The 26125-nt window shown below is 42.0% G+C and carries 18 protein-coding genes, 8 tRNA genes and 3 rRNA genes; 4 read left to right on the top strand and 25 right to left on the bottom strand.

Features of this window, described 5'->3' with window-relative positions; genetic code table 11:
* Positions 1-5: 5 nt before the first annotated feature.
* From MST18_RS03175 to MST18_RS03160, 4 genes are all read right to left on the bottom strand, one after another.
* Positions 6-1670: an OmpP1/FadL family transporter gene (locus tag MST18_RS03175; RefSeq protein WP_078192369.1), complete on the bottom strand. Its 1665-nt coding sequence runs from the start codon at positions 1668-1670 to the stop codon at positions 6-8.
* A 12-nt stretch (positions 1671-1682) separates the two neighbouring features.
* Positions 1683-2882: a hypothetical protein gene (locus MST18_RS03170; protein WP_180103099.1), complete on the bottom strand. Its 1200-nt coding sequence runs from the start codon at positions 2880-2882 to the stop codon at positions 1683-1685.
* Between the two features lie 60 nt (positions 2883-2942).
* Positions 2943-3776, bottom strand: coding sequence for a C39 family peptidase (locus MST18_RS03165; protein ID WP_111884773.1), 834 nt, complete (start codon positions 3774-3776; stop codon positions 2943-2945).
* Positions 3777-3972: 196 nt separating this feature from the next.
* Complete coding sequence (locus MST18_RS03160) at positions 3973-4932, bottom strand: DUF6160 family protein (RefSeq protein ID WP_180133850.1); 960 nt, start codon at positions 4930-4932, stop codon at positions 3973-3975.
* A gap of 255 nt (positions 4933-5187) precedes the next feature.
* Between MST18_RS03160 and MST18_RS03155 the strand changes: the two genes are divergently transcribed.
* The gene (locus tag MST18_RS03155) at positions 5188-6528 is read left to right on the top strand and encodes an anthranilate synthase component I family protein (protein WP_180133851.1); all 1341 of its coding nucleotides are present in this window, start codon (positions 5188-5190) and stop codon (positions 6526-6528) included.
* Positions 6529-6646: 118 nt separating this feature from the next.
* Here the strand turns inward: MST18_RS03155 and hisC are convergent, their stop codons facing one another.
* The 12 genes from hisC to MST18_RS03095 form a co-directional block, all read right to left on the bottom strand.
* Positions 6647-7744: a histidinol-phosphate transaminase gene (gene hisC / locus MST18_RS03150; protein WP_180023094.1), complete on the bottom strand. Its 1098-nt coding sequence runs from the start codon at positions 7742-7744 to the stop codon at positions 6647-6649.
* A gap of 181 nt (positions 7745-7925) precedes the next feature.
* Entirely contained in the window at positions 7926-9227 is a 1302-nt protein-coding gene (gene hisD / locus MST18_RS03145) for a histidinol dehydrogenase (protein ID WP_180079304.1), read from the bottom strand.
* A 202-nt stretch (positions 9228-9429) separates the two neighbouring features.
* The gene (gene hisG, locus MST18_RS03140) at positions 9430-10131 is read right to left on the bottom strand and encodes an ATP phosphoribosyltransferase (protein WP_078191192.1); all 702 of its coding nucleotides are present in this window, start codon (positions 10129-10131) and stop codon (positions 9430-9432) included.
* A complete protein-coding gene (gene murA / locus MST18_RS03135) occupies positions 10131-11387 on the bottom strand; it encodes a UDP-N-acetylglucosamine 1-carboxyvinyltransferase (protein ID WP_078192377.1) in 1257 nt (418 codons plus the stop codon). The genes hisG and murA overlap by 1 nt, the downstream gene beginning before the upstream one ends.
* Positions 11388-11393: 6 nt before the next feature.
* Positions 11394-11645 (bottom strand): BolA family iron metabolism protein IbaG, encoded by a 252-nt coding sequence (gene ibaG, locus MST18_RS03130; RefSeq protein WP_078191194.1) that lies wholly within the window; start codon positions 11643-11645, stop codon positions 11394-11396.
* A gap of 135 nt (positions 11646-11780) precedes the next feature.
* Entirely contained in the window at positions 11781-12113 is a 333-nt protein-coding gene (gene hpf, locus MST18_RS03125; protein WP_078191195.1) for a ribosome hibernation-promoting factor, HPF/YfiA family, read from the bottom strand.
* 169 nt (positions 12114-12282) lie between these two features.
* Entirely contained in the window at positions 12283-13737 is a 1455-nt protein-coding gene (locus MST18_RS03120) for an RNA polymerase factor sigma-54 (protein ID WP_180133852.1), read from the bottom strand.
* A gap of 279 nt (positions 13738-14016) precedes the next feature.
* Positions 14017-14131 (bottom strand): 5S ribosomal RNA (rrf, locus tag MST18_RS03115).
* A gap of 190 nt (positions 14132-14321) precedes the next feature.
* Positions 14322-17215 (bottom strand): 23S ribosomal RNA (locus MST18_RS03110).
* 413 nt (positions 17216-17628) lie between these two features.
* Positions 17629-17704 (bottom strand) — tRNA-Ala (locus tag MST18_RS03105).
* Between the two features lie 74 nt (positions 17705-17778).
* A tRNA-Ile gene (locus MST18_RS03100) sits at positions 17779-17855 on the bottom strand.
* Positions 17856-17916: 61 nt separating this feature from the next.
* A 16S ribosomal RNA gene (locus MST18_RS03095) occupies positions 17917-19455 on the bottom strand.
* The 16S, 23S and 5S rRNA genes sit together here with 2 tRNA genes alongside, the layout of an rRNA operon.
* 523 nt (positions 19456-19978) lie before the next feature.
* Here MST18_RS03095 and MST18_RS03090 point away from each other — a divergent pair.
* The 3 genes from MST18_RS03090 to MST18_RS03080 are packed head-to-tail and all read left to right on the top strand — an operon-like array spanning position 19979 to position 22181.
* On the top strand, positions 19979-20479 hold the full coding sequence (locus MST18_RS03090; protein WP_180133960.1) for a YfiR family protein: 501 nt from the start codon (positions 19979-19981) through the stop codon (positions 20477-20479).
* Entirely contained in the window at positions 20476-21693 is a 1218-nt protein-coding gene (locus MST18_RS03085) for a diguanylate cyclase domain-containing protein (RefSeq protein ID WP_180133959.1), read from the top strand. Before MST18_RS03090 ends, MST18_RS03085 begins: the two co-directional genes overlap by 4 nt.
* A gap of 8 nt (positions 21694-21701) precedes the next feature.
* Positions 21702-22181, top strand: coding sequence for an OmpA family protein (locus MST18_RS03080; protein ID WP_180055832.1), 480 nt, complete (start codon positions 21702-21704; stop codon positions 22179-22181).
* Positions 22182-22298: 117 nt separating this feature from the next.
* On the opposite strand, the gene MST18_RS03075 is transcribed toward MST18_RS03080, so the two are convergent.
* The 9 genes from MST18_RS03075 to MST18_RS03035 form a co-directional block, all read right to left on the bottom strand.
* Positions 22299-22375: transfer RNA gene (locus tag MST18_RS03075), tRNA-Pro, on the bottom strand.
* A gap of 17 nt (positions 22376-22392) precedes the next feature.
* Positions 22393-22468, bottom strand: a tRNA-His gene (locus MST18_RS03070).
* A 105-nt stretch (positions 22469-22573) separates the two neighbouring features.
* Positions 22574-22650 (bottom strand) — tRNA-Pro (locus MST18_RS03065).
* A 3-nt stretch (positions 22651-22653) separates the two neighbouring features.
* Positions 22654-22729, bottom strand: a tRNA-His gene (locus MST18_RS03060).
* Between the two features lie 44 nt (positions 22730-22773).
* Positions 22774-22850 (bottom strand) — tRNA-Arg (locus tag MST18_RS03055).
* Between the two features lie 45 nt (positions 22851-22895).
* Positions 22896-22972 (bottom strand) — tRNA-Pro (locus MST18_RS03050).
* Between the two features lie 154 nt (positions 22973-23126).
* Positions 23127-24194: a quinolinate synthase NadA gene (gene nadA / locus MST18_RS03045; protein ID WP_180133958.1), complete on the bottom strand. Its 1068-nt coding sequence runs from the start codon at positions 24192-24194 to the stop codon at positions 23127-23129.
* Positions 24195-24347: 153 nt separating this feature from the next.
* Entirely contained in the window at positions 24348-25568 is a 1221-nt protein-coding gene (gene argJ, locus MST18_RS03040) for a bifunctional glutamate N-acetyltransferase/amino-acid acetyltransferase ArgJ (RefSeq protein ID WP_180133957.1), read from the bottom strand.
* 160 nt (positions 25569-25728) lie between these two features.
* A complete protein-coding gene (locus MST18_RS03035) occupies positions 25729-26085 on the bottom strand; it encodes a hypothetical protein (RefSeq protein WP_180133956.1) in 357 nt (118 codons plus the stop codon).
* Positions 26086-26125 lie beyond the last annotated feature (40 nt).

Here is a 26125-nt window from a genome sequence, read left to right as displayed (position 1 = left end):
TTATCCTACCAACGAGTTCTGTAATTTAATCCTAGGATGGTGATTTTCGTATCGGTTTTTACATTCAGTCCAGCATATGGGTTTAAAAGTAAGTTATTCACACCGGTTAAGTTTGCAAGACTACTAGTATTCGCTGGAATGTTATCTTTACTGCGTAAAAAGCCGATTGATAAATCTAAATCCGTATCTGCATCAAAACGATATCCAATCCCCATACCAAAGAGCTGCGCACCATTAATTGGGACCATGGTATTTCGCTTACCATCAGGAATAGACGTACTTCGTGGTTCATAGCCTGCACGTAATTTCAAACGATCTGTTGCAGAATATTCAATACCAATACCCCAATTCCAAGGCGATGTAAATTTCAAAGGTAAGGCCAAAGAATTATCGGTCACATTTTCAGATAATAATTTTGCAATTTTCAGCGCTGAAATTTGACGGTCGAATTCAAAACGGAATTTGTCCCAAGCACGATAATCGGTCCAGCCCACATCAAAATTGATTTGTAAATCAGGCATGACCTTATATTTGATCCCGGCCTGTACGTGCTGGGGATACTCAAAATCCATCGAAACCAAACCCGACTCCGAGTTAGGCACGGCATTTGGGAAACCTAAAATGGCAGCTAAAATTTGACCTGTTGGTGATGACATTAATCCCTTAATCATCTCCTGAGGCGCTTTTGCATTATGAATGCGATAACGGCCTTTCATGCGCATTTTCGCAGCGCTTTGGTACACCATACCAAAACTAAAATCTTCGCGTGGCTCCCACAAAACCCCTAAGTTATAACTTGGGCTCAGTGACTGCTCTAAAGCCAATTCCATCTGACCAAATTTGCCAAATGGGTTCATCCCTTCTTCGGTATTACACATCCCCAATAGCAAGATGTCGGTAATAATGTCCGAATTTTCCTTGAATGGTGTACAGACGACTTCATCAATCATCCTTAACATGCCGATCAACTCATTGGGAAATCGTAGATCTGATTTCAATCCAATGGCTTGATAGGACATCCCTACACCACCACCAATCGATAGCTCATCACTAACTTGATAACCCACAGTTGGCGATAGATAAGTAATACGCTCTAGAGCAACTTGTTGCCCCATGAAATTACCTGGGTTGCCATTTTCAGCACCAAAACCTGCAATCAAAGGCGCATAAACGGCTGATGCAAATGTTGCTTTTGAACCCGGTGGATTGTAGGCAATCCCCATCGTTGGTGCGGCAATGGGTTGGCCAGCACCAAAATCCACCATTTTTTTTAAGACAGGTACATACAGGGATGCATATTCAACATCACCAGAAACCTTATCTTTAAAGTCCGTACATATATCTGCCGTTACTTCAGGGCCATCATTACAGACCATTGGGTCATCAGAATAACCAAAGACGTTATAACCCGCAGGGACGGTAAATTCACGTTGAATATCAAAGTTTGCAATGATCCCCTGCATATCGGTTTGCAAACCTTCAATTTTCGTTAATGCTGCAGGGTTAAAATGCACGGCACTAATCCCCGGAGGATCAGCAGTTACTGCATTCCCTAATGCAAGTGACCGTACATCAACTGAAAGATTGGTACCCAATTGTGCAAAAGCAGCACTAGAACAGCCCGTTAAAACGATCGCACTAACAAGTGGGCTGAGTCGAATTTTACGCATACGACAGCCCTCTTAACGAAGTTTTTTTCCAAAACCTAGAATATCTAACGGGAAAGAAAGTCCTAATGACACATCTGGTGCATCTTCAGTTAAACCTAGCCCCACCGTACCATTCACAATCGTATCTGGAGATACACGTACACCTAAAGAAATTGCTAGAGTTGAACTGGTTTGGTCTGCAGGTGAATAGGATTCGCCACTGCTATACGTAAATTCTGCGCCAGTGTTGAAACTTTGTTGATATGACATGGTGAGGGAAACATCGTAGTTAAACGAGTATGCAAAACCGAATGCAAAACCACCACTAATTCCCGGTTCAAACTCTTCAATGACACGCGTACCACGACGTTGGTTTAAACCCGTTTCTTTGAAACCATAGTTAGCTGAAACAGATGCAAACAACACAACGGGGTCAATATATTTACGCGTACTCGCACCGATACCTGCCGAATAGTAACCTTTACCTGTTGCTAGATCATTTACTGCATTGACTTCGTATGGACTATCACCTGTTTTCGTAGACAAGTTACCAAATAAAATCAGTGGTAAACGACCTTGCTTCAATGGGAAGGGTTCCCAACGTGCGCCTAAAGAAATATCCCCTAATCCAGCAGTTGAAGTATCTTTTAATAAATCAGTTTTCGCCACTAAAGGCACAGATGCAGAGAATGTCAAATTGTCCATTACACCGTATTGCACGGTAAATGTATTGGTCATTGAGTGTGTGGCATTCTCTTGTACACGGAGTTGATAAAGTTGGCCTTGTGCCATTTCCATATCAAGTTGAGTATCACGGTAATAGGTATAATCGATATCGTAAAAAGATGATATTTCACCTTTTTTAATCAATGAATACTGACGTTCATTCGAGCTAAATACTTCCTGTAAGTTAGCTTCTTGACTCGCATCACCCTCTTGCTGTTGAAGTGCTGTCGATGCCTTTTCAGTGGCAGTAGCACTTTCGACTTGTGGTGCCTCAGATTGTACTGGCTCTTCAACAGATTCATACTGTCCAATTTCAGGCTCGGCAGCAGCTTCTTGTGCAGTATCAGCTTGGTTTACAGTAGCAGGAGATACAGACTCTTCTACGACTGTCTCTTGTTCAACTGGATCATATTCTCCAAGGCTTGGCTCTTCAGCTGCATAGGCAACCCCCATCACCACCTGAATACTCATGGCTAGTAGTGTTTTGTTCATCCATTTACGATTCATGTTCCTTCCCACCGTTGTTATTTTTTTAATCCTGACACTTTGTTATACGCTTTCATCTAATTATTTACTCTTGTAGTAAAGCCTTAGAAAGTTGTAATTCGATTTACCATAAGACTCCGACTCTTCATTCATGTTTTTATCAAGTCGTATCGTAGATGCCTTGTCTGCAATTTTTTCCATGTAAAACTGCGGATATTGAATATCAACCAATGCATAACGGTTCACGGTTGCATCTTCAACATGTCGCAAGTCTGAATCTTGCAAAGCCAATAAATTTTTACGTTGCTCAGGCGCAACGTTGATTAAGAATAATGTGTTGTTTTCCCATATTTCTTGGAATCTAACTTCATCGAAACTGATATTACCCAGAGCTGGATCTGCAACATAAACACGCCCATCTTTATAGGCTTTAAAAACCACAAAATGTTTAAAACCAGCATATGAAATAGGAACAATCGCAGGCTGACCTTGCTTAACTAGATCTGAAAACTCACCTTTGTAGCCCCCACTGTCTAGCCCCACAGCAGCGACAAAACGTTTCATGTCTAATAAGGAGAAACTTCGACGTTCGATGATTTTTTCAGTTTCACCAAATTTCAGCAAACCATTCATGGTCTGTTGCTCAGTTAGCTGTGTCCCTACATAACCATTTAATAAAGTGGTTAAGGCTGCTGAACCACAACTGTAGTCATAAGCTTGCCGAACGATGCCTCGAAATTGATCTTCTATGGCAGGTTTAATTTTTACAGATTCACGGTGCATCCGAGTAAAGGAATCATTTCGTGAATCCAATGTTTCGGTATAGTGAACTGTTCCGACTGGCTTTTCTTTTAAATCAAAGGACTCTTTGGCAAAGTAATACATCAATGCCGAGCCTACTGCTATCTCTAACATATCTTCTAACTTTTAGTTATCGGCAATGATGTGCCTTTTTTCATTATTTTTTAGAGCTATTGCTCTACATCCATGTATTATGCAAGATACCTTCTTTTTTATAAAAAAACAGCTTTTTTTTATGATATTTGCGGTCATTCTGCATTTTTTGTAAAAAAAAGCGCGTGATCTACACGCGCTTTTTACTAGCCGTTAATTAGTTTTTGCTTGAAATCGTAATTACAGAACCTTGGTTGTAAACACCCATAGCTGGGCTGTAGAAAGTTTGTAGACCTTGAACTTCGATGTCACCAATCGAACCAGCATCTTTACTACCTAGGTGAATACCTTTCACATAGTTATCAATTGGACCAGAGTTGCTTACCATTTGAATATAACCATTGTTTGTGCCTTCTTTACCATAAACACGAACATCTTGGTTAATCGTTAAGTCAGTTTTATTAGCATCAGCAACTTTGATGCTTTCGATAAAGATTTCACCTGCTTCGCGTGTAGCCGTTTTAGTTGATGCATCAAGGATACCTAGATCTTTAATTTCTAAGCCACCAACCATAGTTGTACTCAGTTTAATCATTGCACCTTGTGGAGCAGCACCCAACTGAACATTTGCAGTCATTGGACCCGTTTTTAGAGAAAGGCCAGATAAAATTGCATTGTAGTTGTTATCGTCACCACCACGGCGAATGCCTGTAGTACCCGCTGTACCAGATGCTGTTACGCCAATTTCACCGATTTTGATATCTAAACCAGACACATCCGCTGCGATGTTAATGAATGCACCATTTGCACCAGTACCAGCATCAGTATCAATACGTAAATCAGCCAAATTACGAGAAGCTAAAAGAAACTTACCATTTTGATCATAGTTTGCACCAATAACGATACCTTTATTTTCTAAAGGATCACCAGCTTTCTTATTACCTTGAATAACGATCGCACCAGCAGTACTTGTACCGCCCTTAGCTGTATCCGTTAAACCGTCGTTATCGTGAATGAAAAGTTTTTCAATTTCAATTTTAGAGATACCAATCCCGATGTTAATACCATCTTGACCAGTGGTTGAACTAAGTGCAGCATCGTCCATTGCTTGCATAGCCATAGCATTCGCACTAAATGCGATTGAAGAAACTAGAGCTAATTTAGTGAAATTTTTCATACGGTACTCTCCCAAGAGTATTTATTTTTTTTGATTTTCAACCACTCGATTTATTCAGCTGTAATATTATTTTGTGACAACTGTTAAATCTTTCCTTGAGTTGTTTGCTCGCTCGATTAAATTATATCCAAGCTGAAATTTGTTCAACTGTTGTTGGTCGCAATCTAATTCTTACCGATAAACGGTATTTGCAAACCAAATGAATTAGGAATGGTATAAAATCCATTTTATTCTTTAAAGTTAATTTTTCTGTTGATGCAAAAGCCAATTTCTTTTAAAAAAATTATTCTCAAACAAACTGTTAGTGCTCAAAAAATTTTGCAAGCGCTTGCACCCTTGTCACATGTGATTTTTTTAGAAGATCAAAACCAACCTGTTATTTGCTTTTTGGCAAATCAATATCAACAATTGAAGAATGATGAACTTAAAGCTTATGTCCGTACCAATTTAGATCAATATGAGGAATCTGATACTCAGCCCTTGCAAAATATTGCCTTCCAAGATTTATGTTCAAACTTAGGCAGCGGTTTTTCTGGGGGCTGGGCTGGTTTTATTAGCTTTGATTATGCAGCGCAGCAACAAATTTCCTTGCACGCCAAAGCCCAACCTCGCTTGTTTTTAGGACAATTTTCCAGTTTTTTAAAATTAGAGGATGATGGTTGGTATTTTTATAGTTCAGATCATTCTGCAGCTAAGATTTACGACTACATTGATCAGTTCATTCAAACAGAGATCGCTCAAGATCGATTTAAATTAACGCAAAAATGTACTGCAAGATGGTCCAAGTCAGACTACTCCAAAGCCTTTGATCTAGTGCAGGAATATATTAAAGCAGGCGATTGCTATCAAATTAATTTAACCCAAGAGTTCACAGCTCAAGCAAACGGTTCACTCTTAGATACCGCTCAAGAATTTTGGTCACTGACTGATGCACCATATTCAGGCTACTTACGTATTGATGATTTTGAAATTTTAAGTTGTTCGCCTGAACTTTTTATAGATTTTAAGCCTAAACGCAAGATTATTACTAAGCCAATCAAGGGCACGATGCCTCGCTATGAAGATCCAGTTTTAGATGCGCACTCAAAACAACGATTAAAATCATCTGAAAAAGATATGGCTGAGAATGTCATGATTGTCGATTTACTGCGTAATGATTTGAGTGTTTATGCTGAAACAGGCTCTGTAAAAACACCAAAACTTTTTGATATTGAAAGCTTTAATCAGGTGCATCACATGGTCAGTGAAGTTGAGGCCGTGCTGAAAACCGATGTAAACCCTTTTGAGGTTCTGATGTCAGCACTGCCGGGCGGTTCGATTACCGGCGCGCCTAAAATTCGTGCGATGCAAATCATTGATGAACTTGAAGGTGCTCCTCGCGGCGCCTATTGCGGCTCGATGGGTTATTTTAATCACGATGGCACGGGCTCTTGGAATATTTTAATCCGCTCTATTCAAAAATACCAAGATCAGGTTTCGCTGTGGGCTGGTGGCGGAATCACCATCGCGTCTGATTGCGATGCTGAATATCAAGAATGCTTTGATAAAGTCGAAGCGATGCTGGATTTGTTAAACACGTGGTATACGGAAGATTAAACAAAAAAAGCGATTCAATTGAATCGCTTTTTTATAACCCTCCCCTTGCGAAGCAGTGCTTCTCACCTTTTCGAAAGGAAGATTAGGGTAGATTTAAATTTATAGTAGCTTGCAGCAATCAAGCCAAAATATCGTTTTTAAGCGTATCCACAAGGCGCTGATTTTGTTCATCTGTACCAATGGTGATACGTAGGAATTGATTAATCCGCGGCTTATTGAAGTAACGCACAATAATCCCGCGTTCGCGTAATTCAGCAGCCAACTCACCTGCATCTTTATTTGGCAATGAGGCAAAAATAAAGTTTGCCGCAGACGGCAATACCTTAAAGCCCAGCTCAGACAGCTGACCTACAAGTTTTTCACGGCTCGCAATCACCTTGGCATTTTGCTCTTCAAAATAGGCTTGATCCTCAAATGACGCCACGGCTGCTGCAATCGCAAAACGGTCCATCGGATAAGAGTTAAAGCTGTTTTTTACCGCCTCAAGCGCTGCGATTAAATGCGGCTGCGCAATCGCGAAACCGACACGCAAACCGGCCAATGAACGCGACTTAGACGTGGTTTGACAAACCACAAGGTTTTCATATTTGGCAACCAAAGCCACAGCAGATTCCGCACCAAAATCGACATACGCCTCATCAATCACAACCACTGAATTCGGATTGGCTTGCAGGACTTCTTCAATTGCAGACAAACCTAAAGCAATGCTAGTAGGCGCATTCGGATTGGTAATGATGATGCCGCCATTCGGCTGTTTATAGTCATCCACCACAATTTCAAAGGCATCATTCAGGGGTAAAATTTTAGTATTGGCCGCAATGCCAAAAAATTGGCTATATACCGGATAAAAACTGTAGGTAATATCTGGATACAAAACCGGCAGCTCTTGCACAAAAAAGGCTTTAAAAATATGCGCCAGCACTTCGTCCGAACCATTACCAACAAAGACCTGTTCAACAGGCACATGCTGCTGTTTTGCAATCGCTTGCTTTAACTCAGACGCATCTGGATCTGGATATAAACGTAAAACATCAGCAGAATTTGCTAACACTTTTTGTACTGCGTCCACCACTTTTGGCGATGGCGGATATGGGTTTTCATTGGTATTGAGTTTTAAAATATTTTGGATTTTAGGCTGTTCACCCGGTGTGTACGGTTCTAATTCACGTACATCAGGGCTCCAAAAACGCATTTGTTCAGAGGTAATATTTGGCATTTTATTTTGCTCTTTTTCACCCTCTCCTAACCCCTCTTGCACTTCGCTTTAAAGGAATCCTTAAAGCTCGTTCAGGGAGAGGAATATTCATTTTATGAGATTTCCCCTCTCCTTTCAGGAGAGGGTTAGGGAGAGGTTTATAGTTTTGGAAAACTAAGTTTTTCACCTAGTCTATATTTTATTACTGGTAACGATATCTCGCAGATCTCGCATGCGCATCTAAGTTTTCCTGCTGCGCTAATGTATCAGCCGTTTTCGCTAAAGTTTTCACGCCATCTTCAGAACACATGATTAAACTTGAGCGCTTTTGGAAATCATAAACACCGAGCGGCGATGAGAAACGCGCTGTGCCGGAGGTTGGCAACACGTGGTTTGGACCTGCACAATAATCACCAATCGCTTCTGGTGTATAACGCCCCATGAAGATTGCGCCGGCATGGCGGATATCTTCAGCCATTTCCTGCGCTTCATCTAAGCACAGCATCAAATGTTCAGGCGCAACTTGGTTAATCAATTCGGCGCCTTCCGCTCGGTCTTTGACTAAAACCAATGCGCCGCGGTTTTCGATTGAAGTTCGCGCAATATCTGCTTTAGGCAAAGCTTCTAAATGCTTTTCAATCCATTGTTCTACTTGATCTAAAAGATCTGCATCTGGCGTAATGAACACCGCTTGAGCCACTGTGTCATGTTCCGCCTGCGACAATAAATCCATCGCCAGCCATTCAGCGTTGTTTTGACCTTCTGCATAGACCAAAATTTCGGATGGCCCTGCAATCATATCAATGCCAACTTGACCGAATACTGCACGTTTTGCTGCAGCAACAAAACGGTTGCCCGGGCCAGTGATTTTATCCACAGATGGAATGGTTTGTGTACCATAAGCCAATGCTGCAACCGCTTGCGCGCCGCCAATAGTAAAAACACGGTGTACGCCAGCTAAGTAGGCTGCTGCCAAAACCAATGGATTTAAATCACCATTCGGTGCAGGCACCACCATAATAATTTCAGGCACGCCAGCGACATGCGCAGGCACAGCATTCATCAATACAGAAGACGGATAAGAAGCCAAACCGCCCGGCACATAGATACCCACACGGTCCAGCGGTGTGACTTTTTGACCAAGCGTATTACCTAAAGCATCGACATAAGTCCAGCCGTCTTGCTTTTGCGCTTGGTGAAATTCACGAACACGGTTCGCAGCAAGTTCTAAGGCTTCACGCACTTCTGAACTTAAACCCTCAAATGCTGCTTTCAGTTGTTCTTGCGTCAGCTCTAATTCTGAGAATTGATGCGCTGGATGTCGATCGAACTGCTGTGTCAATTTAAGAACATGAGCATCACCATACTGACGAACATCAGCAATGATTTGGTCAACGGTTTTTAAAAGTTCTGGATCATTCACAGTTTCAAAAGCCAACAAGTCAGCAAAAGCTTGCTTGAAGTTTTGATCTTGAGTCGATAAACGTCGCATCAATTTACCCACAAGGTAATCTATTGGAAAAGATTAGTTTACCTGTTTTAGCGCAGCTTGTGGACATCTATCGCATGTGTTCATGTGGAGTTTTATTGAAAATAACTTTCGTTAAAATTGGTGAAAATACAGTTTTTATCATTATTTTTTAGTTTTCATAAAAAAACCGCCCAAATTTGAGCGGTTTGATCAGCATAGTTAGCAACTTAACAAATTATGCTTTCTTTGCTTGCTCGCGTTCTTCCACGGCTTTTTCTAGCTGTGCAAGAATCGGATTCAACAAAGTTTGTTTACGTTTAAAGCTTGCTTTGTTCACGATTAACCGAGAAGACACTTTACAAATTTCTTCCAAAGGCTCTAAACCATTGGCACGTAAAGTATTCCCGGTATCCACAACATCGACGATGTAATCACCTAAACCAACCAATGGTGCAAGTTCCATAGAACCATACAGTTTGATCACATCAACTTGCTCGCCTAAGCTTGCATAATATTGACGGGTTAAATTGACATACTTGGTTGCAATCTTTAAACGACCGTTTGGACGAACCATGCCAACTTTACCAGCCGTCATTAACTTACAGTTGGCAATTTTTAAGTCCAATGGTTCATACACATTTTGTGCACCATGTTCCATCAGCACATCTTTACCTGCCACCCCAATATCTGCAGCACCATTTTCAACATAAGTTGGTACATCAGAAGCACGTAAAATTAAAATACGTACGTGCTTATGGGTCGTTGGAAAAATTAACTTACGAGATTTATCCGGATCTTCCAATAAGTTAATGCCAGCTGTCTCCAATAATGGCAAAGTTTCTTTTAAGATACGTCCCTTACTTAATGCTAAAGTTAAACCATGATCAAAATTGCCCATTACGTCAAAATTGGGATCATCGTTTCTCATATCGCTCATTAACTTACTCGCTTAATTTGGGCACCTAAACCTTGTAACTTCGCTTCAACATCTTCATAACCACGGTCAATATGATAGATACGGTCAATCAACGTTTCCCCATCAGCGGCAAGTGCTGCTAAAACCAATGAGAAAGAAGCTCGTAAATCAGTTGCCATCACCGGTGCAGCAGATAATTTCTCTACACCTGTAACAACAGCATCATTACCTTCAACCTGAATATTGGCACCCATACGTGCTAATTCAGGTACATGCATGAAACGGTTTTCGAAAATCGTTTCTGAAATTGTGGCAAAACCACGACCAATTGCATTCACCGCCATAAGCTGTGCTTGCATATCGGTTGGAAATTCTGGGTGTGGTAAAGTCTGGAAACTTACTGCTTTCGGGCGTTTACCCATCATATCCAGTTCAATCCAATCTTCACCGCGCGTAACTTCCGCGCCCATTTCTTCAAATTTATCCAGCACAGACTCCAACAAGTTTGGATCTGTATGCGTGGTTTTGATTTTACCGCCAGTTATTGCCGCAGCAGCAAGATAAGAACCTGTTTCGATACGATCTGCAACAACGGCATATTCACAGCCATGTAGGCTTTCAACACCTGTAACAACTAAAGTATCAGTGTCCAAACCTTCGATTTTTGCACCCATCTTGATCAACATATTAGCAAGATCAGTAATCTCGGGTTCACGAGCCGCGTTACGAATCGTGGTGACACCGTCTGCAAGAACCGCAGCAGTTAGAATATTTTCAGTACCACCAACTGTGACCATATCAAAGATAACTTCGCCACCTTTTAGACGACCATCCACTTTGGCATGCACATAGCCAGCTTCAACTTCAATTTCAGCACCAAGTGCTTCTAAAGCTTTTAAATGTTGATCTACAGGGCGAGAACCAATTGCACATCCACCCGGCAAAGATACTTTTGCACTACCATAGCGCGCCAATAACGGCCCAAGCACCAAAATAGATGCACGCATGGTTTTCACGAGTTCATATGGTGCAAATTGGTTATCTAAGCTAGATGTATCTGCCTTAACCGTATCACCTTCATAACTGATTTGAACACCTAAACCTGCGATCAATTTCACTAAGGTGTTCACATCTTTTAGATTTGGAACATTGGTTAATGTAATAGGTGTATCCGCAAGGATAGTTGCAGCGAGTAATGGCAATGCAGCATTTTTCGCACCAGAAATACGAACTTCACCTTCGAGCTTAGTACCGCCCTGAATCAGAAATTTATCCATTAATTATTAAGCTCCGAATAAGCTTGCTTTGCGCCATTCTTCTTTGGTCATTGCACGAATTGTTACTGCATGTACTTCACCGCTGGCAATGTAGGAGTTCAAAGGTGCATAAACAGATTGTTGACGAGCAACAGGACGTTTCCCTTCAAATTGATCATCGACGATGCGTAGATCAAATTTGCCGCCTTGCCCACTAACTGCAACCTCAGCTTCTGGAAAAGCAGCTTTTAAAATTTCAGTGAGCTGTTCACTATTCATCACAAGACCCCATATAGGACTAACGGTGTAAAACCCGTCATTTTACTATAAATCTAAAAAATAATTCATTAGTCACATACATTATATATATAAAAAAAGAGGTTATAAAAAACCTCTTTTTGTACAATGTACAATCTAAACCGTTAAAGGCATATAAATGAGCTGCATTTTTCGATGTTTATGCAATTGTTTTTTTAATTTTTCAGACAATTTTTTGATCGAGGTATACATATCATCAGCGCAAGCTTGCGCAAAAAGTTCGGTCCCGGGTAATCGTATAATCGCTTCTGCAATATGATTATCACTGCCTTTTTTTGAACGTTTATCAACTTGATGATCTTTGGTCAATTTAACTTGCATACTATTGACCTGATCTAAATGTTTGGTCATTTCCGCAAATTTAAGACGAATATTTTCTTCTATTGCTGGCGTAATTGTTAAATGGTGGCCACGAATTGTAATCTGCATAATTCTATCCCTCACCTTCTTTCAGGACTGGAAAAGTTCAAGCCGAATTATCCAACTCAATATGCGAAGCATACATTTACACGATCAGATCATTTCGGCTATTCCTTATATAAAAAAGAGATTCATTATTTCGTCATAATGAATCTCTAGAATAGTCAGATTTTCAAATTTAGATCAACACTTTTCGCTCTGAAGATGATGGAATATGTAACGATTCACGATACTTCGCAACCGTACGACGAGCAACATCAATACCTTCCGCATTAAGCAAAACTGCAATTGCATTATCAGACAAAGGCTTACGTGTATTTTCTTCTGCAATCAGCTTTTTAATTTTTGCACGAATTGCAGTCGAAGACGCTTCCCCACCCGATGACGTTCCAACATGACTTGAGAAGAAATATTTCAACTCAAATAATCCACGTGGTGTGAGCATATATTTATTTGTGGTTACACGGGAAACTGTGGATTCATGGAGTTCGACTTCTTCGGCAATGTCTCGTAGTACCAAAGGCTTCATTGCCTCAGGACCTTGTTCAAAGAACGCTCGTTGATGCTCAACAATACATGTCGCTACTTTTAATAATGTTTTATGTCGTTCATCAATACTTTTAATGAAATTCTTTGCTTCAAGCATTTGATTTCGTAAATATTGATTATCGTCACTTTGATCTGCACGCTTGATCATATTGGCATAAAAAGAATTTACCCGTAGTTTTGGCATTACATCAGGATTTAATTGAACCAACCAATGTTCATTCTTTTTTAAGACCACAACATCTGGTATTTGATAGTCTGAATCTTTATCTTCAAACTCTTGCCCTGGATGCGCTTTTAATGTTTTTAACAAAGAAATGGCTAGTTTGAGCTGTTCTGTATTTAATCCCGTTTGCTTAATCAACTTGGGTAATTCATTGGTAATCAGCAACTCATAATTTTTCAATAATAAAATAGCTTCATATCGATATTCAACATGTTCAGGAAGATTTTCAACTTGCACCATTAAACATTCGGCAAGATTGCGTGAGCCTACCCCCACAGGATCTAGACGCTGAATATGCTTTAAAACTACTAAAACTTCGTCATCTTCGACTTCTTCTTCATAATCCATAGAGTCTAAAAGATGCTGAACCGATTGGGTAATTTCATTTAAGTCACAATCTAAAAAACCTTTGTTATCTAAAGCATCGATAATACAGTGTGCAATTAGTTTATCGATCATAGAAAAGTGTAAAAGATTAACTTGCTCAAGCATATGCGCTTGTAAACTTTGATGCCCCTGCCGATTATCTTCGCGCTCTTCAAATTCAGCAGCACCTAAACTTGTGGATTGATGGGTATATACATCATCCCATTCTGTATCCACTGGTAACTCATCAGGTAAATGATCGGCATTTAATTCATTGGTTAAGTCTTTATTTTCCCTTTCTTGTTCTTGTAAGCTATTTAAACTTTCAACGGTATTTTGTTCTTCAACTTTCTCTAATAGAGGATTACTGTCGAGTTGGATTTGAATTTCTTGTTCCAATTCCAAACTTGAAAGCTGTAATAAACGAATGGCTTGTTGTAATTGAGGTGTTAATGATAAGGAATTGGCAACCTTTAACCCCATCGCTAATTTCATTAATAACTCCCCCTATAATTAACCGCACTTTATAAGCAATTTTTATGCCGTTTTATTTTTTATAGCATAATTTCGAAGAGAACGCCCGATTTTTTGTCTTTTTTAGACTCATTATTCAGCTAATTCATTCTTCTATTAGGAACAATTCGCCTTATAAATGAATTATTTAATTAGATTTATTATTAATTTTACTCTAATTCCCTCTCCATTCAGCTTCCCCTTTTTCTTCCGACATAAAAAAACACCCCCTGAGATATCAGGGGGTGTTTTCGAATAATGAGCTGGCGATGACTTACTCTCACATGGGTAACCCCACACTACCATCAGCGCTAAGAGGTTTCACTTCTGAGTTCGGGAAGGGATCAGGTGGTTCACTCTTGCTATTGTCGCCAGCACAACTGTTTATGGATACTCGCTTAGTCTAATCTCAGAGCAGTGCTCTTCGTGCTAAGTTTTCTACCAAATGAGTTATTAACAGATCATATCTGAGTTGCAGTATTTTGTTCTTAAGCGTTAACTAAATCAAGTTATTTTGCTTAATATCGAATCAATTGATGCTTTACATACAACTGTTTGGGTGTTGTATAGTCAAGCCTCACGAGCAATTAGTATTGGTCAGCTTCATGCGTCACCGCACTTCCACATCCAACCTATCAACGTCGTAGTCTTCAACGGCTCTTTAGTGGACATAAAGTCCAAGGGAAATCTTATCTTGAGGTAGGCTTCCCGCTTAGATGCTTTCAGCGGTTATCCCTTCCGAACATAGCTACCCGGCGATGCGACTGGCGTCACAACCGGTACACCAGAGGTTCGTCCACTCTGGTCCTCTCGTACTAGGAGCAGATCCTCTCAAATTTCCAGCGCCCACGGTAGATAGGGACCGAACTGTCTCACGACGTTCTAAACCCAGCTCGCGTACCTCTTTAAATGGCGAACAGCCATACCCTTGGGACCTGCTTCAGCCCCAGGATGAGATGAGCCGACATCGAGGTGCCAAACACCGCCGTCGATATGAACTCTTGGGCGGTATCAGCCTGTTATCCCCAGAGTACCTTTTATCCGTTGAGCGATGGCCCTTCCATACAGAACCACCGGATCACTAAGACCTACTTTCGTACCTGCTCGACTTGTGGGTCTCGCAGTTAAGCGCGCTTTTGCCTTTATACTCTACGCGTGATTTCCGACCACGCTGAGCGCACCTTCGTACTCCTCCGTTACTCTTTAGGAGGAGACCGCCCCAGTCAAACTACCCACCAGACATGGTCCTCGCTCCAGATAATGGAGCAGAGTTAGAACCTCAATATTACCAGGGTGGTATTTCAAGATTGGCTCCACCGAAACTAGCGTCTCGGTTTCAAAGCCTCCCACCTATCCTACACAAGTAAGATCAAAGTTCAATGTCAAGCTGCAGTAAAGGTTCACGGGGTCTTTCCGTCTAGCCGCGGGTACACCGCATCTTCACGGCGATTTCGATTTCACTGAGCCTCTGCTGGAGACAGCGCCCCCATCATTATGCCATTCGTGCAGGTCGGAACTTACCCGACAAGGAATTTCGCTACCTTAGGACCGTTATAGTTACGGCCGCCGTTTACTGGGGCTTCGATCAAGAGCTTCGCTTACGCTAACCCCATCAATTAACCTTCCAGCACCGGGCAGGCATCACACCCTATACGTCCACTTTCGTGTTTGCAGAGTGCTATGTTTTTAATAAACAGTTGCAGGGGCCTGGTTTCTGTGGCTGCTCTCAGCTCAGGAAGCAAGTTCCATCACCAAAAGCAGCGTACCTTCTCCCGAAGTTACGGTACCATTTTGCCTAGTTCCTTCAGCAGAGTTCTCTCAAGCGCTTTGGTCTACTCGACCTGACCACCTGTGTCGGTTTCGGGTACGATTCCAGTGTAACTGAAGCTTAGAGACTTTTCCTGGAAGTATGGTATCAGCCACTTCACTGTACAAGTACAGCTTGCTGTCAGATCTCAGCATAGAGTACCCCGGATTTGCCTAAGATACATGCCTACTTCCTTTCACCTGGACAACCAACGCCAGGCTGACTTAACCTTCTCCGTCCTCTCATCGCATTACACTGAAGTATTGGAATATTAACCAATTTCCCATCGACTACGCCTCTCGGCCTCGCCTTAGGGGTCGACTCACCCAGCCCCGATTAACGTTGGACTGGAACCCTTGGTCTTTCAGCGAACGGGTTTTTCACCCGTTTTGTCGTTACTCACGTCAGCATTCGCACTTCTGATACCTCCAGCAGACTTCTCAATCCACCTTCATCGGCTTACAGAACGCTCCCCTACCACTTACACTAATGTGTAAATCCGCAGCTTCGGCATATAGTTTTAGCCCCGTTACATCTTCCGCGCAGGCCGACTCGACTAGTGAGCTATTACGCTTTCTTTAAAGGGTGGCTGCTTCTAAGCCAACCTCCTAGCTGTCTATGCCTTCCCACATCGTTTCCCACTTAACTATAATTTTGGGGCCTTAGCTGGCGGTCTGGATTGTTTTCCTCTTGACTACGGACGTTAGCACCCGCAGTCTGTCTCCCGGATAGTACTCATTGGTATTCGGAGTTTGCATCGGTTTGGTAAGTCGGGATGACCCCCTAGCCGAAACAGTGCTCTACCCCCAATGGTATTCGTCCGAGGCGCTACCTAAATAGCTTTCGGGGAGAACCAGCTATCACCGAGTTTGATTAGCCTTTCACCCCTATCCACAAGTCATCCCCTGGCTTTTCAACGACAGTGGGTTCGGTCCTCCAGTTAGTGTTACCCAACCTTCAACCTGCTCATGGATAGATCACCCGGTTTCGGGTCTACACCCAGCAACTAAACGCCCTATTAAGACTCGATTTCTCTACGGCTCCCCTAATCGGTTAACCTTGCTACTGAATGTAAGTCGCTGACCCATTATACAAAAGGTACGCAGTCACCAAACAAGTTGGCTCCCACTGCTTGTATGCATGCGGTTTCAGGATCTATTTCACTCCCCTCACAGGGGTTCTTTTCGCCTTTCCCTCACGGTACTGGTTCACTATCGGTCAGTCAGGAGTATTTAGCCTTGGAGGATGGTCCCCCCATATTCAGACAAGGTTTCACGTGCCTCGCCCTACTCGACATCATTATCTAAGCCCTTTCGTGTACAGGACTATCACCTACTATGGTCGCACTTCCCAGAGCGTTCCACTAAAGCTTAGATAACTTAATGGGCTTTTCCCCGTTCGCTCGCCGCTACTGAGGGAATCTCAATTGATTTCTTTTCCTAAGGGTACTGAGATGTTTCACTTCCCCTCGTTCGCCTCATAAACCTATGTATTCAGTTTATGATACCCGCCTTATAGCGGGTGGGTTTCCCCATTCAGAAATCTCCGGATCACAGGATATTTGCCGCCTCCCCGGAGCTTATCGCAGGCTATTACGTCTTTCATCGCCTCTGACTGCCAAGGCATCCACCACATGCACTTAATTACTTGACTATACAACCCCAAACAGTCGTTTGATCCTACAAGTAGATCAACCAACATTACAGTTTAGAGCTTCGTGAATTTAATCACTGTACAGCTTCAATTAGATTCATATACCAAAACGCTTGATTCAGTTAATTTCGCTAGTAACTCATTTCATTCAACTTTCACAATTGCTTGTTAAGTTAAATCAAACGAGTATGAACAAATTATTTCAACTCAAATATATTCTGTTAATGATTTTTCCAGCCTTCGTCAGGTCAGGAAACTGTGATAAATCACAGAGCTTAATAACAATGCAGCGAATCATACGCCACTTTGTTGCTAAGCTCTATAACCTAAGCACTTGATCGCTTAAGGACTAAGCTAACAATCGCTTGATTGTTTATTTTAGCTTCGTTCTTTATACATTCCGAAGGAATGTATGGTGGAGACTAGGAGAGTCGAACTCCTGACCTCCTGCGTGCAAAGCAGGCGCTCTACCAACTAAGCTAAGTCCCCAGCTTATCAATAAGTCAATGTTTCTGATTCTCTGTTTGCTTCCGTATTTTATTCAAATACTTCGTTAGTCAGAATGGTGGGTCTGACAAGACTTGAACTTGTGACCCCACGCTTATCAAGCGTGTGCTCTAACCAACTGAGCTACAGACCCTCAGATACATCGTCATGAAGAACAACTTGTTGTGGATTCTTACCAATCGTCAATCTTTCGTTAAGGAGGTGATCCAGCCGCAGGTTCCCCTACGGCTACCTTGTTACGACTTCACCCCAGTCATCGGCCACACCGTGGTAAGCGTCCTCCTTACGGTTAGACTACCTACTTCTGGTGCAACAAACTCCCATGGTGTGACGGGCGGTGTGTACAAGGCCCGGGAACGTATTCACCGCGGCATTCTGATCCGCGATTACTAGCGATTCCGACTTCATGGAGTCGAGTTGCAGACTCCAATCCGGACTACGATCGGCTTTTTGAGATTAGCATCTCCTCGCGGAGTAGCAACCCTTTGTACCGACCATTGTAGCACGTGTGTAGCCCTGGTCGTAAGGGCCATGATGACTTGACGTCGTCCCCGCCTTCCTCCAGTTTGTCACTGGCAGTATCCTTAAAGTTCCCGGCTTAACCCGATGGCAAATAAGGAAAAGGGTTGCGCTCGTTGCGGGACTTAACCCAACATCTCACGACACGAGCTGACGACAGCCATGCAGCACCTGTATGTAAGTTCCCGAAGGCACCAATCCATCTCTGGAAAGTTCTTACTATGTCAAGACCAGGTAAGGTTCTTCGCGTTGCATCGAATTAAACCACATGCTCCACCGCTTGTGCGGGCCCCCGTCAATTCATTTGAGTTTTAGTCTTGCGACCGTACTCCCCAGGCGGTCTACTTATCGCGTTAGCTGCGCCACTAAAGCCTCAAAGGCCCCAACGGCTAGTAGACATCGTTTACGGCATGGACTACCAGGGTATCTAATCCTGTTTGCTCCCCATGCTTTCGTGCCTCAGCGTCAGTATTAGGCCAGATGGCTGCCTTCGCCATCGGTATTCCTCCAGATCTCTACGCATTTCACCGCTACACCTGGAATTCTACCATCCTCTCCCATACTCTAGCTTCCCAGTATCGAATGCAATTCCCAAGTTAAGCTCGGGGATTTCACATCCGACTTAAAAAGCCGCCTACGCACGCTTTACGCCCAGTAAATCCGATTAACGCTCGCACCCTCTGTATTACCGCGGCTGCTGGCACAGAGTTAGCCGGTGCTTATTCTGCGAGTAACGTCCACTATCTCTAGGTATTAACCAAAGTAGCCTCCTCCTCGCTTAAAGTGCTTTACAACCAAAAGGCCTTCTTCACACACGCGGCATGGCTGGATCAGGGTTCCCCCCATTGTCCAATATTCCCCACTGCTGCCTCCCGTAGGAGTCTGGGCCGTGTCTCAGTCCCAGTGTGGCGGATCATCCTCTCAGACCCGCTACAGATCGTCGCCTTGGTAGGCCTTTACCCCACCAACTAGCTAATCCGACTTAGGCTCATCTATTAGCGCAAGGTCCGAAGATCCCCTGCTTTCTCCCGTAGGACGTATGCGGTATTAGCATCCCTTTCGAAATGTTGTCCCCCACTAATAGGCAGATTCCTAAGCATTACTCACCCGTCCGCCGCTAGAAATCGGTAGCAAGCTACCTATTCCCGCTCGACTTGCATGTGTTAAGCCTGCCGCCAGCGTTCAATCTGAGCCATGATCAAACTCTTCAGTTTAAAATCAATAGTACATATAGTGTACCAATCTTGGCTCATCAATTACTGACAAAAATTTGCTCAAATAAACTTCGAGTAATTTCTACCATCAATCAATGAAAATAATTTCGATCAATCAACCAGTAAAAATCCACACAAGTTGTTCTTCATAATCTCTTAATGATCTTCTTGTTGGTTCGTCACCATCAAGCTAGGTCGGCTATATTACTCTTTATTTCTAAAGAGTCAACCAGTAATTCAAATTATTTTTAAACTTATCAAATAAAACCTAACTTAATCAATTCAACCAAGTCATTGTTTTATCAGAAGTTTTAATCTTCATCACCGCCGATGGATGTGCATTCTACAGCATTTCACATCCGTTGCAACACCTTTTTTATGATTTATTTTACGCATGTCGTTTTTTTAAACACATGAACATTCTTTTGTATTATTATTGGGCTATATACGCCCTATTTCATATAATAAAACGTATATAAACCCAATTTTCATTCCATTTAATTTAAGACATTTTTAATTTCGTATGGTTGTTTTTAAAAAAACTGCCTATTTAATAATGGCGTGCTCCATTTCACCCTTATTATATGCAGCTCCCACAGCAAATATTTTCACAACCACTTTCTCTATTCTGAGTTATGCCAAGTGGGAAACCACTTCACCCAAATTTTGCGTAATTAATAATTCAAGTTTAGTCAATGATTTTAAAAAACTTGCGCCAACCCACAGCACTTATAAAATTACAGCCATCAATGTGAATGACATCAAATCCAGTCATTGCCAAGTTTTATTTTTTTCCAATCTATCAGCAAAAGAAGAACAAAGTATTTTAAACAACCATGTTAATTTCCCCGCCCTCTCTCTAAGTAGTAACAATAGTGAGTGTGAGTCTGGCAGTGCATTTTGTTTGTATAAAAAAAATCAGAGTTATTCGTTTAAAGTTAATATGGAAAGCTTAACGCAGTCACAAATACATATTGATCCACGCGTTTTATTACTGGCGAAGTCATCGGAGTCAGCTGAATGAAACAACTCTATAACCCAATTACATTACACCAATTATTTACGCGTTCGCAGCTCACCATCTTTGCTTTAACTTTTACGATTTGTTCTGCGATTTTTTTAGTGATTTCCACTTATACTATGCATACCTATGCAAAAAACAGCTTAACGATTTTATCAAATGCGATAAACGAACGTGTTCAACCCGCTGTGGTCTTTAATGACCAAACAACGATGCGTCAAATTTTAAATGAATACACTCAACTGTATCCCATTCGATCGATTGAAATTACCAACCATCAAAATGCGTCGCTTGCTCATACTGAGCAACAAGAAATTTCAACATTCTCTAGCCAAGCGATTTTAGATTATTTCTTTTTTAGCCAACCGATTCGTTTAGATATTAATCATGATCAGAAAAGTTACGGCGAACTGGTCGTATATGGAAACTCTTCAGATTTAGTTAGTTTCTTCCATAAAATTTTGCTGGGCTTGTTTTTAGGTTTTATTCTTTTATTGGCTACCGTGTTTTGGTCGGTGAATTCTGTTTATCAATACTTAATGCAATCTGTTCGCTCTATTGTTGAATCAGCCCAAACCATTAGTATTAAGAAAGATTATAAAATGCGGGTTTCAAACTCTGATATTCAAGAATTACACGCACTCAGTACCGCCTTTAATGGTTTACTTAGTGAAATTGAACAGTCAAATAAAAACTTGATTTCAGAAAATGACAAGCTAATTCATCTAGCACGTCATGATGCATTAACCCAATTGCCAAATCGTAATTATTTTTATGAAAAGCTGTTTGAGCTATTTGACTTAAAAGCGAACGCTGCTGTGTTCTTTGTCGATATTGAAAATTTTAAACATGTGAATGACCAATATGGACACTTAGCTGGAGATGCAGTACTGCGTGCCTCATCACATTGTTTAAAACAAGCACTGCCAGATGATGCTTTCGTTGCGCGACTTGGTGGTGATGAGTTTGCAATTATTATCAATCATTTAAATTCCCTAACAGAACTCGAAGTCTTTTGTCACAAAATACATGAATGCTATGGTTCAACATTTGTTTATGAGCAACATAATATTACATTACAAGCTAATATTGGTATGGCACTGATCCAAAATGCGAAATCGCCAGAAGATCTAATCGCAGATGCGGATCGTGCCATGTATGATGCTAAACTTTCGAATAATCATTGGTGCATTGCACCACAACGCCCCAACTCATAGGATTTGCTATGTTAAAGAACGCATTTAAAGTTTTATTTATACTTGCATTCACGGCCACTATGACAGCCTGCATGAGTTTAGGTAACTTAAGCTACAAACAAGCACGCATGCTTAAAAAAGAAGGTTTTGTCTTGACCAATGATGGTTGGACACTTGCCCTACCAGAACGACTTTTATTTGGCTTTGATGATTATCAAATTCAACCCCACCAACAAGGCAAGTTAAATACACTTGCCACTCAACTGATTAAATATGACCTAAACAAAATTAAGTTTATTGGTCATACGGATAATGTTGGACAAGCCAATTACAACCAACAACTGTCAGAAAAACGTGCGCAAAGCGTCGCAAACGTCTTTTTAAAGCAAGGTTATAACAGTTCAAATATTCAAATTATTGGCCGTGGGGCTGAACAGCCGATTGTCTCTAATGACACCGAAACAAATCGTGCCATAAACCGTCGTGTAAATGTCACGATCATTCCCTAAATAATGAAATATAAAAAAGCCACCATAAGGTGGCTTTTTTATTGTGTTTATAAATTTTAGGCATAAAAAAACCGCTAAATGCGGCATCTTTTTTTACAGTATTGCTTTTGAGATAAATGGTCGGAGCAGTAGGATTCGAACCTACGACCCCCTGGTCCCAAACCAGGTGCACTACCAGGCTGTGCTATGCTCCGCTTTCAACTTTAAAAGTTGGGGTGAATGATGGGATTCGAACCCACGACAACCGGAATCACAATCCGGGGCTCTACCAACTGAGCTACATCCACCATCATGTTCTTGCTTGTGAATAACCAATATAACGCATTTTAAATTACAGGCATAAAAAAACCGCTGTATGCGGTATCTTTTATCGACCGTTTTCTTTAAGAAAATGGTCGGAGCAGTAGGATTCGAACCTACGACCCCCTGGTCCCAAACCAGGTGCACTACCAGGCTGTGCTATGCTCCGAATTGGGGTGAATGATGGGATTCGAACCCACGACAACCGGAATCACAATCCGGGGCTCTACCAACTGAGCTACATCCACCATCACAACAAGTTTCAGATTCTAGTATCAGAACACCATTAAAATGGCGCGCCTGACAGGATTCGAACCTGTGACCATCCGCTTAGAAGGCGGATGCTCTATCCAACTGAGCTACAGGCGCATTACCGATGACATAGACTATCACGCGATTTTTGCCTTGAGAAATTGGTCGGAGCAGTAGGATTCGAACCTACGACCCCCTGGTCCCAAACCAGGTGCACTACCAGGCTGTGCTATGCTCCGTTTCATCTCAGCTTTCGCTGTATCGCATATCGTGCGGTACGGTGTGCATTCTAGGCGTGACGTTGATTAACGTCAACACCTATCTTCAAAAAAACATAAAAAATCATTTCAAGCGATTATTTATCAAGCACTTTAATCATTTTTCAAGCAAAAATTAACGTTTTAAACTGGCATTGAAATTCAACATCCGATCTAAAGGCAATTTAGCACGTTCAGCCAATGCCGGATCTACAAAAATTTCCTGATCGCCTTTTTGTAAAACTTCGAGAATGCCATCTAATTCATTCATCGCCATCCAAGGGCAATGCGCACATGAACGACAAGTCGCTCCCTCACCTGCCGTCGGTGCTTCGATGAGAATTTTATTCGGCACAGCTTGCTGCATTTTATAAAAAATACCGCGATCTGTTGCCACGATTAAACGTTCGTGTGGCAAGGTTTGTGCAGCCTTGATCAATTGCGAGGTGCTACCGACGGCATCTGCAATATCCACCACAGATTCTGGTGACTCTGGATGTACCAAAACTGCTGCATCAGGATACAGCGCTTTCATATTGGCAATACCACGTGCACGGAACTCTTCATGGACAATACATGCCCCATCCCATAGCAACATGTCTGCACCGGTTTTCTTTTGAATATAGCGACCGAGATGCTGATCGGGTGCCCAAATAATTTTTTCACCTAAACTATCTAAATGCTCAACAATTTCAACAGCACAGCTCGAGGTTACCACCCAATCTGCACGCGCTTTCACTGCCGCCGAGGTATTGGCATATACCACAACCGTATGATCCGGATGTGCATCGCAAAATTTGGTAAATTCATCGACAGGACAACCCAAATCAAGTGAGCACGTTGCCTCTAGAGTAGGCATCAGTACGGTTTTCTCAGGAGATAAAATCTTCGAGGTCTCCCCCATGAATTTCACTCCTGCAACCACCAACGTCGTTGCTTCATGATCCCGACCAAAACGTGCCATTTCAAGTGAATCCGAAACGCATCCACCGGTCTGTTCTGCTAGTTCCTGCACTTCAGGATCACAATAATAGTGTGCAACAAGGACAGCGTTACGTTTTTTGAGTTCCGCTTTAATTAATTCAAACTTTTCAAGCTTTGCAGCTTCCGTTAAGTGATGCTCTTTAACATCACCCAAACGATCCAAATGCGCTTGTACAATTGATTTTGCTTCATTTGCAATTAAGTTGTTTGCATTATTCATCACAACGTCTTCTCTACCCTTAATGCCTGCTACTACACAGGTGCTTCACAACTGACCCATAAATATGGCACTTGGCTATTTTTTACCGGTCATTAAAAAGTTCCACTTATAAAAAAGCCTCACAACGGAGGCTTTTCAAAAACATCAAATATTTTATGAACGGTAATCTGCGTTAATCTTGACATAATCATACGACAGGTCACAGGTATACACAGTATCTCGAGCACTGCCACGTCCTAAATCTACACGGATCGTGATCTCAGATTTCTCCATCTCTGCAGCCCCTGCTGCTTCGTTATAATCTGCTGCGGCACCACCGTCTTTACAGATTTGAACATCACCTAACCAGACCTGAATTTTTTCAACATCTAAGTTTGGCACACCTGCATAACCAATAGCTGCCAAAATACGGCCCCAGTTTGGATCTGATGCGAAGATTGCAGTTTTAACCAACGGTGAATGTGCAATGCTATAAGCAATATCACAACATTCTTGAGTATCTGCGCCGCCTTCTACTGCCACAGTAATAAACTTCGTCGCACCTTCACCATCCCGGACAATGAGCTGTGCAAGACGTTTCATCACACGTGTTAACACGTCTAAAACAGCAGCATAACGTGAATCTGTTTCTGAAGTAATTTCTACGCCACCAGCTTGACCCGTTGCAATCAAAATACATGAGTCATTCGTTGAGGTATCACCATCCACCGTAATACGGTTAAACGACAGGTTAACTGTGGTTTTCAAAAGCTGTTGCACCAGCTCACGGCTAATGGGTGCATCAGTTGCCACATAGCTCAACATGGTCGCCATATTTGGACGAATCATGCCTGCGCCTTTAGAAATACCTGTCATGGTATACAGGACGCCATCTAACTCAAATTGTTCAGATGCACCTTTAGGTGTGGTATCTGTGGTCATAATGCCCGTTGCCGCATCCAACCATGCATCTTCCTGCAAACTATCTAATGCTGGTTGCAAGCCTTGAACCAAACGATCAATAGGTAATTGCTCGCCAATTACACCCGTTGAAAATGGAAGAACTTCTGTATTTTGAACACCTGTCAGTTCTGCCAGTTTCGCACACGTCGCCTCAGCATTTGCCATGCCGATATTGCCAGTACCGGCATTGGCATTTCCGGTGTTAATCACTAAATAACGTGGATTACCTGCCAATAAGTGCGCTTTCGAAATATGCACCGGTGCTGCACAAAATGCATTTTGAGTAAAAACGCCTGCGACATTAGAGCCTTCAGCAAATTCAAAAATGACAAGGTCACGTCGGTTCTGATAGCGCACATACGCTTCAGCCGAACCGATTTTTACACCTTTCACCACATGCATCTGTGGCATAGATACGTCACCAACTGCCATTTTTCAACGTCCAACTATATGAGTTATAAAAAATACAGCTTAGTGCAAAATCTATAAAAAATCGAGCAGAAGCACGGTTTTGCTGTAATTTTATTGTGGATTTCTTTTGCACATAAAAAAACCAGCCTTTCGACTGGTCTTTATCGCTGTTCGTCGTAAATTAGTTACGCGCCAGCTGAGTTGCTTCATCAAGAAGCACTTGTTTCGCTTTTTGTTGACTCGCAGCAGAAAGGGCTGGGTTTTCAGCCACAATACGGTCAGCATTCGCCGCATTGGCTGCTGCAATTTTTGCAGTTTGCAATACGATTGGACGATTTGGATTGGCAAAGGTATAACGAATACCCGTACGCGGGCTTGCTACAGTCACTTGACCGTCAGTACCAACCTGTACTTGAGTTGTTGTTGGACCAACTGCTTGTTGAACTTTCTCTAAAGAAGTCGTCTTAGGAGCGTTTGCAAAGGCAAAAGTTGGCAAAGCCAAAGCAGCAATCATGAACGGTTTTAGTACTTTTTTCATTGTCTTTTCCGTCTTACGGTTATTGATAGAAACTAAATAA

It is taken from the genome of Acinetobacter sp. YH12068_T, from assembly GCF_024606005.1.
Lineage (GTDB): Bacteria > Pseudomonadota > Gammaproteobacteria > Pseudomonadales > Moraxellaceae > Acinetobacter > Acinetobacter amyesii.
Note: the sequence above shows the minus strand (reverse complement) of the source record. Positions and strands in the feature narration are given on the sequence as shown.

Bases quoted from the DNA above. Each gene is read 5' to 3' on its own strand.
- MST18_RS03175 (WP_078192369.1), bottom strand. From the start codon at position 1,670: ATGCGTAAAATTCGACTCAGCCCACTTGTTAGTGCGATCGTTTTAACG.
- MST18_RS03170 (WP_180103099.1), bottom strand. From the start codon at position 2,882: ATGAATCGTAAATGGATGAACAAAACACTACTAGCCATGAGTATTCAG.
- MST18_RS03165 (WP_111884773.1), bottom strand. From the start codon at position 3,776: ATGTTAGAGATAGCAGTAGGCTCGGCATTGATGTATTACTTTGCCAAA.
- MST18_RS03160 (WP_180133850.1), bottom strand. From the start codon at position 4,932: ATGAAAAATTTCACTAAATTAGCTCTAGTTTCTTCAATCGCATTTAGT.
- MST18_RS03155 (WP_180133851.1), top strand. From the start codon at position 5,188: ATGCAAAAGCCAATTTCTTTTAAAAAAATTATTCTCAAACAAACTGTT.
- hisC (WP_180023094.1), bottom strand. From the start codon at position 7,744: ATGCCAAATATTACCTCTGAACAAATGCGTTTTTGGAGCCCTGATGTA.
- hisG (WP_078191192.1), bottom strand. From the start codon at position 10,131: ATGAGCGATATGAGAAACGATGATCCCAATTTTGACGTAATGGGCAAT.
- murA (WP_078192377.1), bottom strand. From the start codon at position 11,387: ATGGATAAATTTCTGATTCAGGGCGGTACTAAGCTCGAAGGTGAAGTT.
- ibaG (WP_078191194.1), bottom strand. From the start codon at position 11,645: ATGAATAGTGAACAGCTCACTGAAATTTTAAAAGCTGCTTTTCCAGAA.
- hpf (WP_078191195.1), bottom strand. From the start codon at position 12,113: ATGCAGATTACAATTCGTGGCCACCATTTAACAATTACGCCAGCAATA.
- MST18_RS03120 (WP_180133852.1), bottom strand. From the start codon at position 13,737: ATGAAATTAGCGATGGGGTTAAAGGTTGCCAATTCCTTATCATTAACA.
- MST18_RS03090 (WP_180133960.1), top strand. From the start codon at position 19,979: ATGGTTGTTTTTAAAAAAACTGCCTATTTAATAATGGCGTGCTCCATT.
- MST18_RS03085 (WP_180133959.1), top strand. From the start codon at position 20,476: ATGAAACAACTCTATAACCCAATTACATTACACCAATTATTTACGCGT.
- MST18_RS03080 (WP_180055832.1), top strand. From the start codon at position 21,702: ATGTTAAAGAACGCATTTAAAGTTTTATTTATACTTGCATTCACGGCC.
- nadA (WP_180133958.1), bottom strand. From the start codon at position 24,194: ATGAATAATGCAAACAACTTAATTGCAAATGAAGCAAAATCAATTGTA.
- argJ (WP_180133957.1), bottom strand. From the start codon at position 25,568: ATGGCAGTTGGTGACGTATCTATGCCACAGATGCATGTGGTGAAAGGT.
- MST18_RS03035 (WP_180133956.1), bottom strand. From the start codon at position 26,085: ATGAAAAAAGTACTAAAACCGTTCATGATTGCTGCTTTGGCTTTGCCA.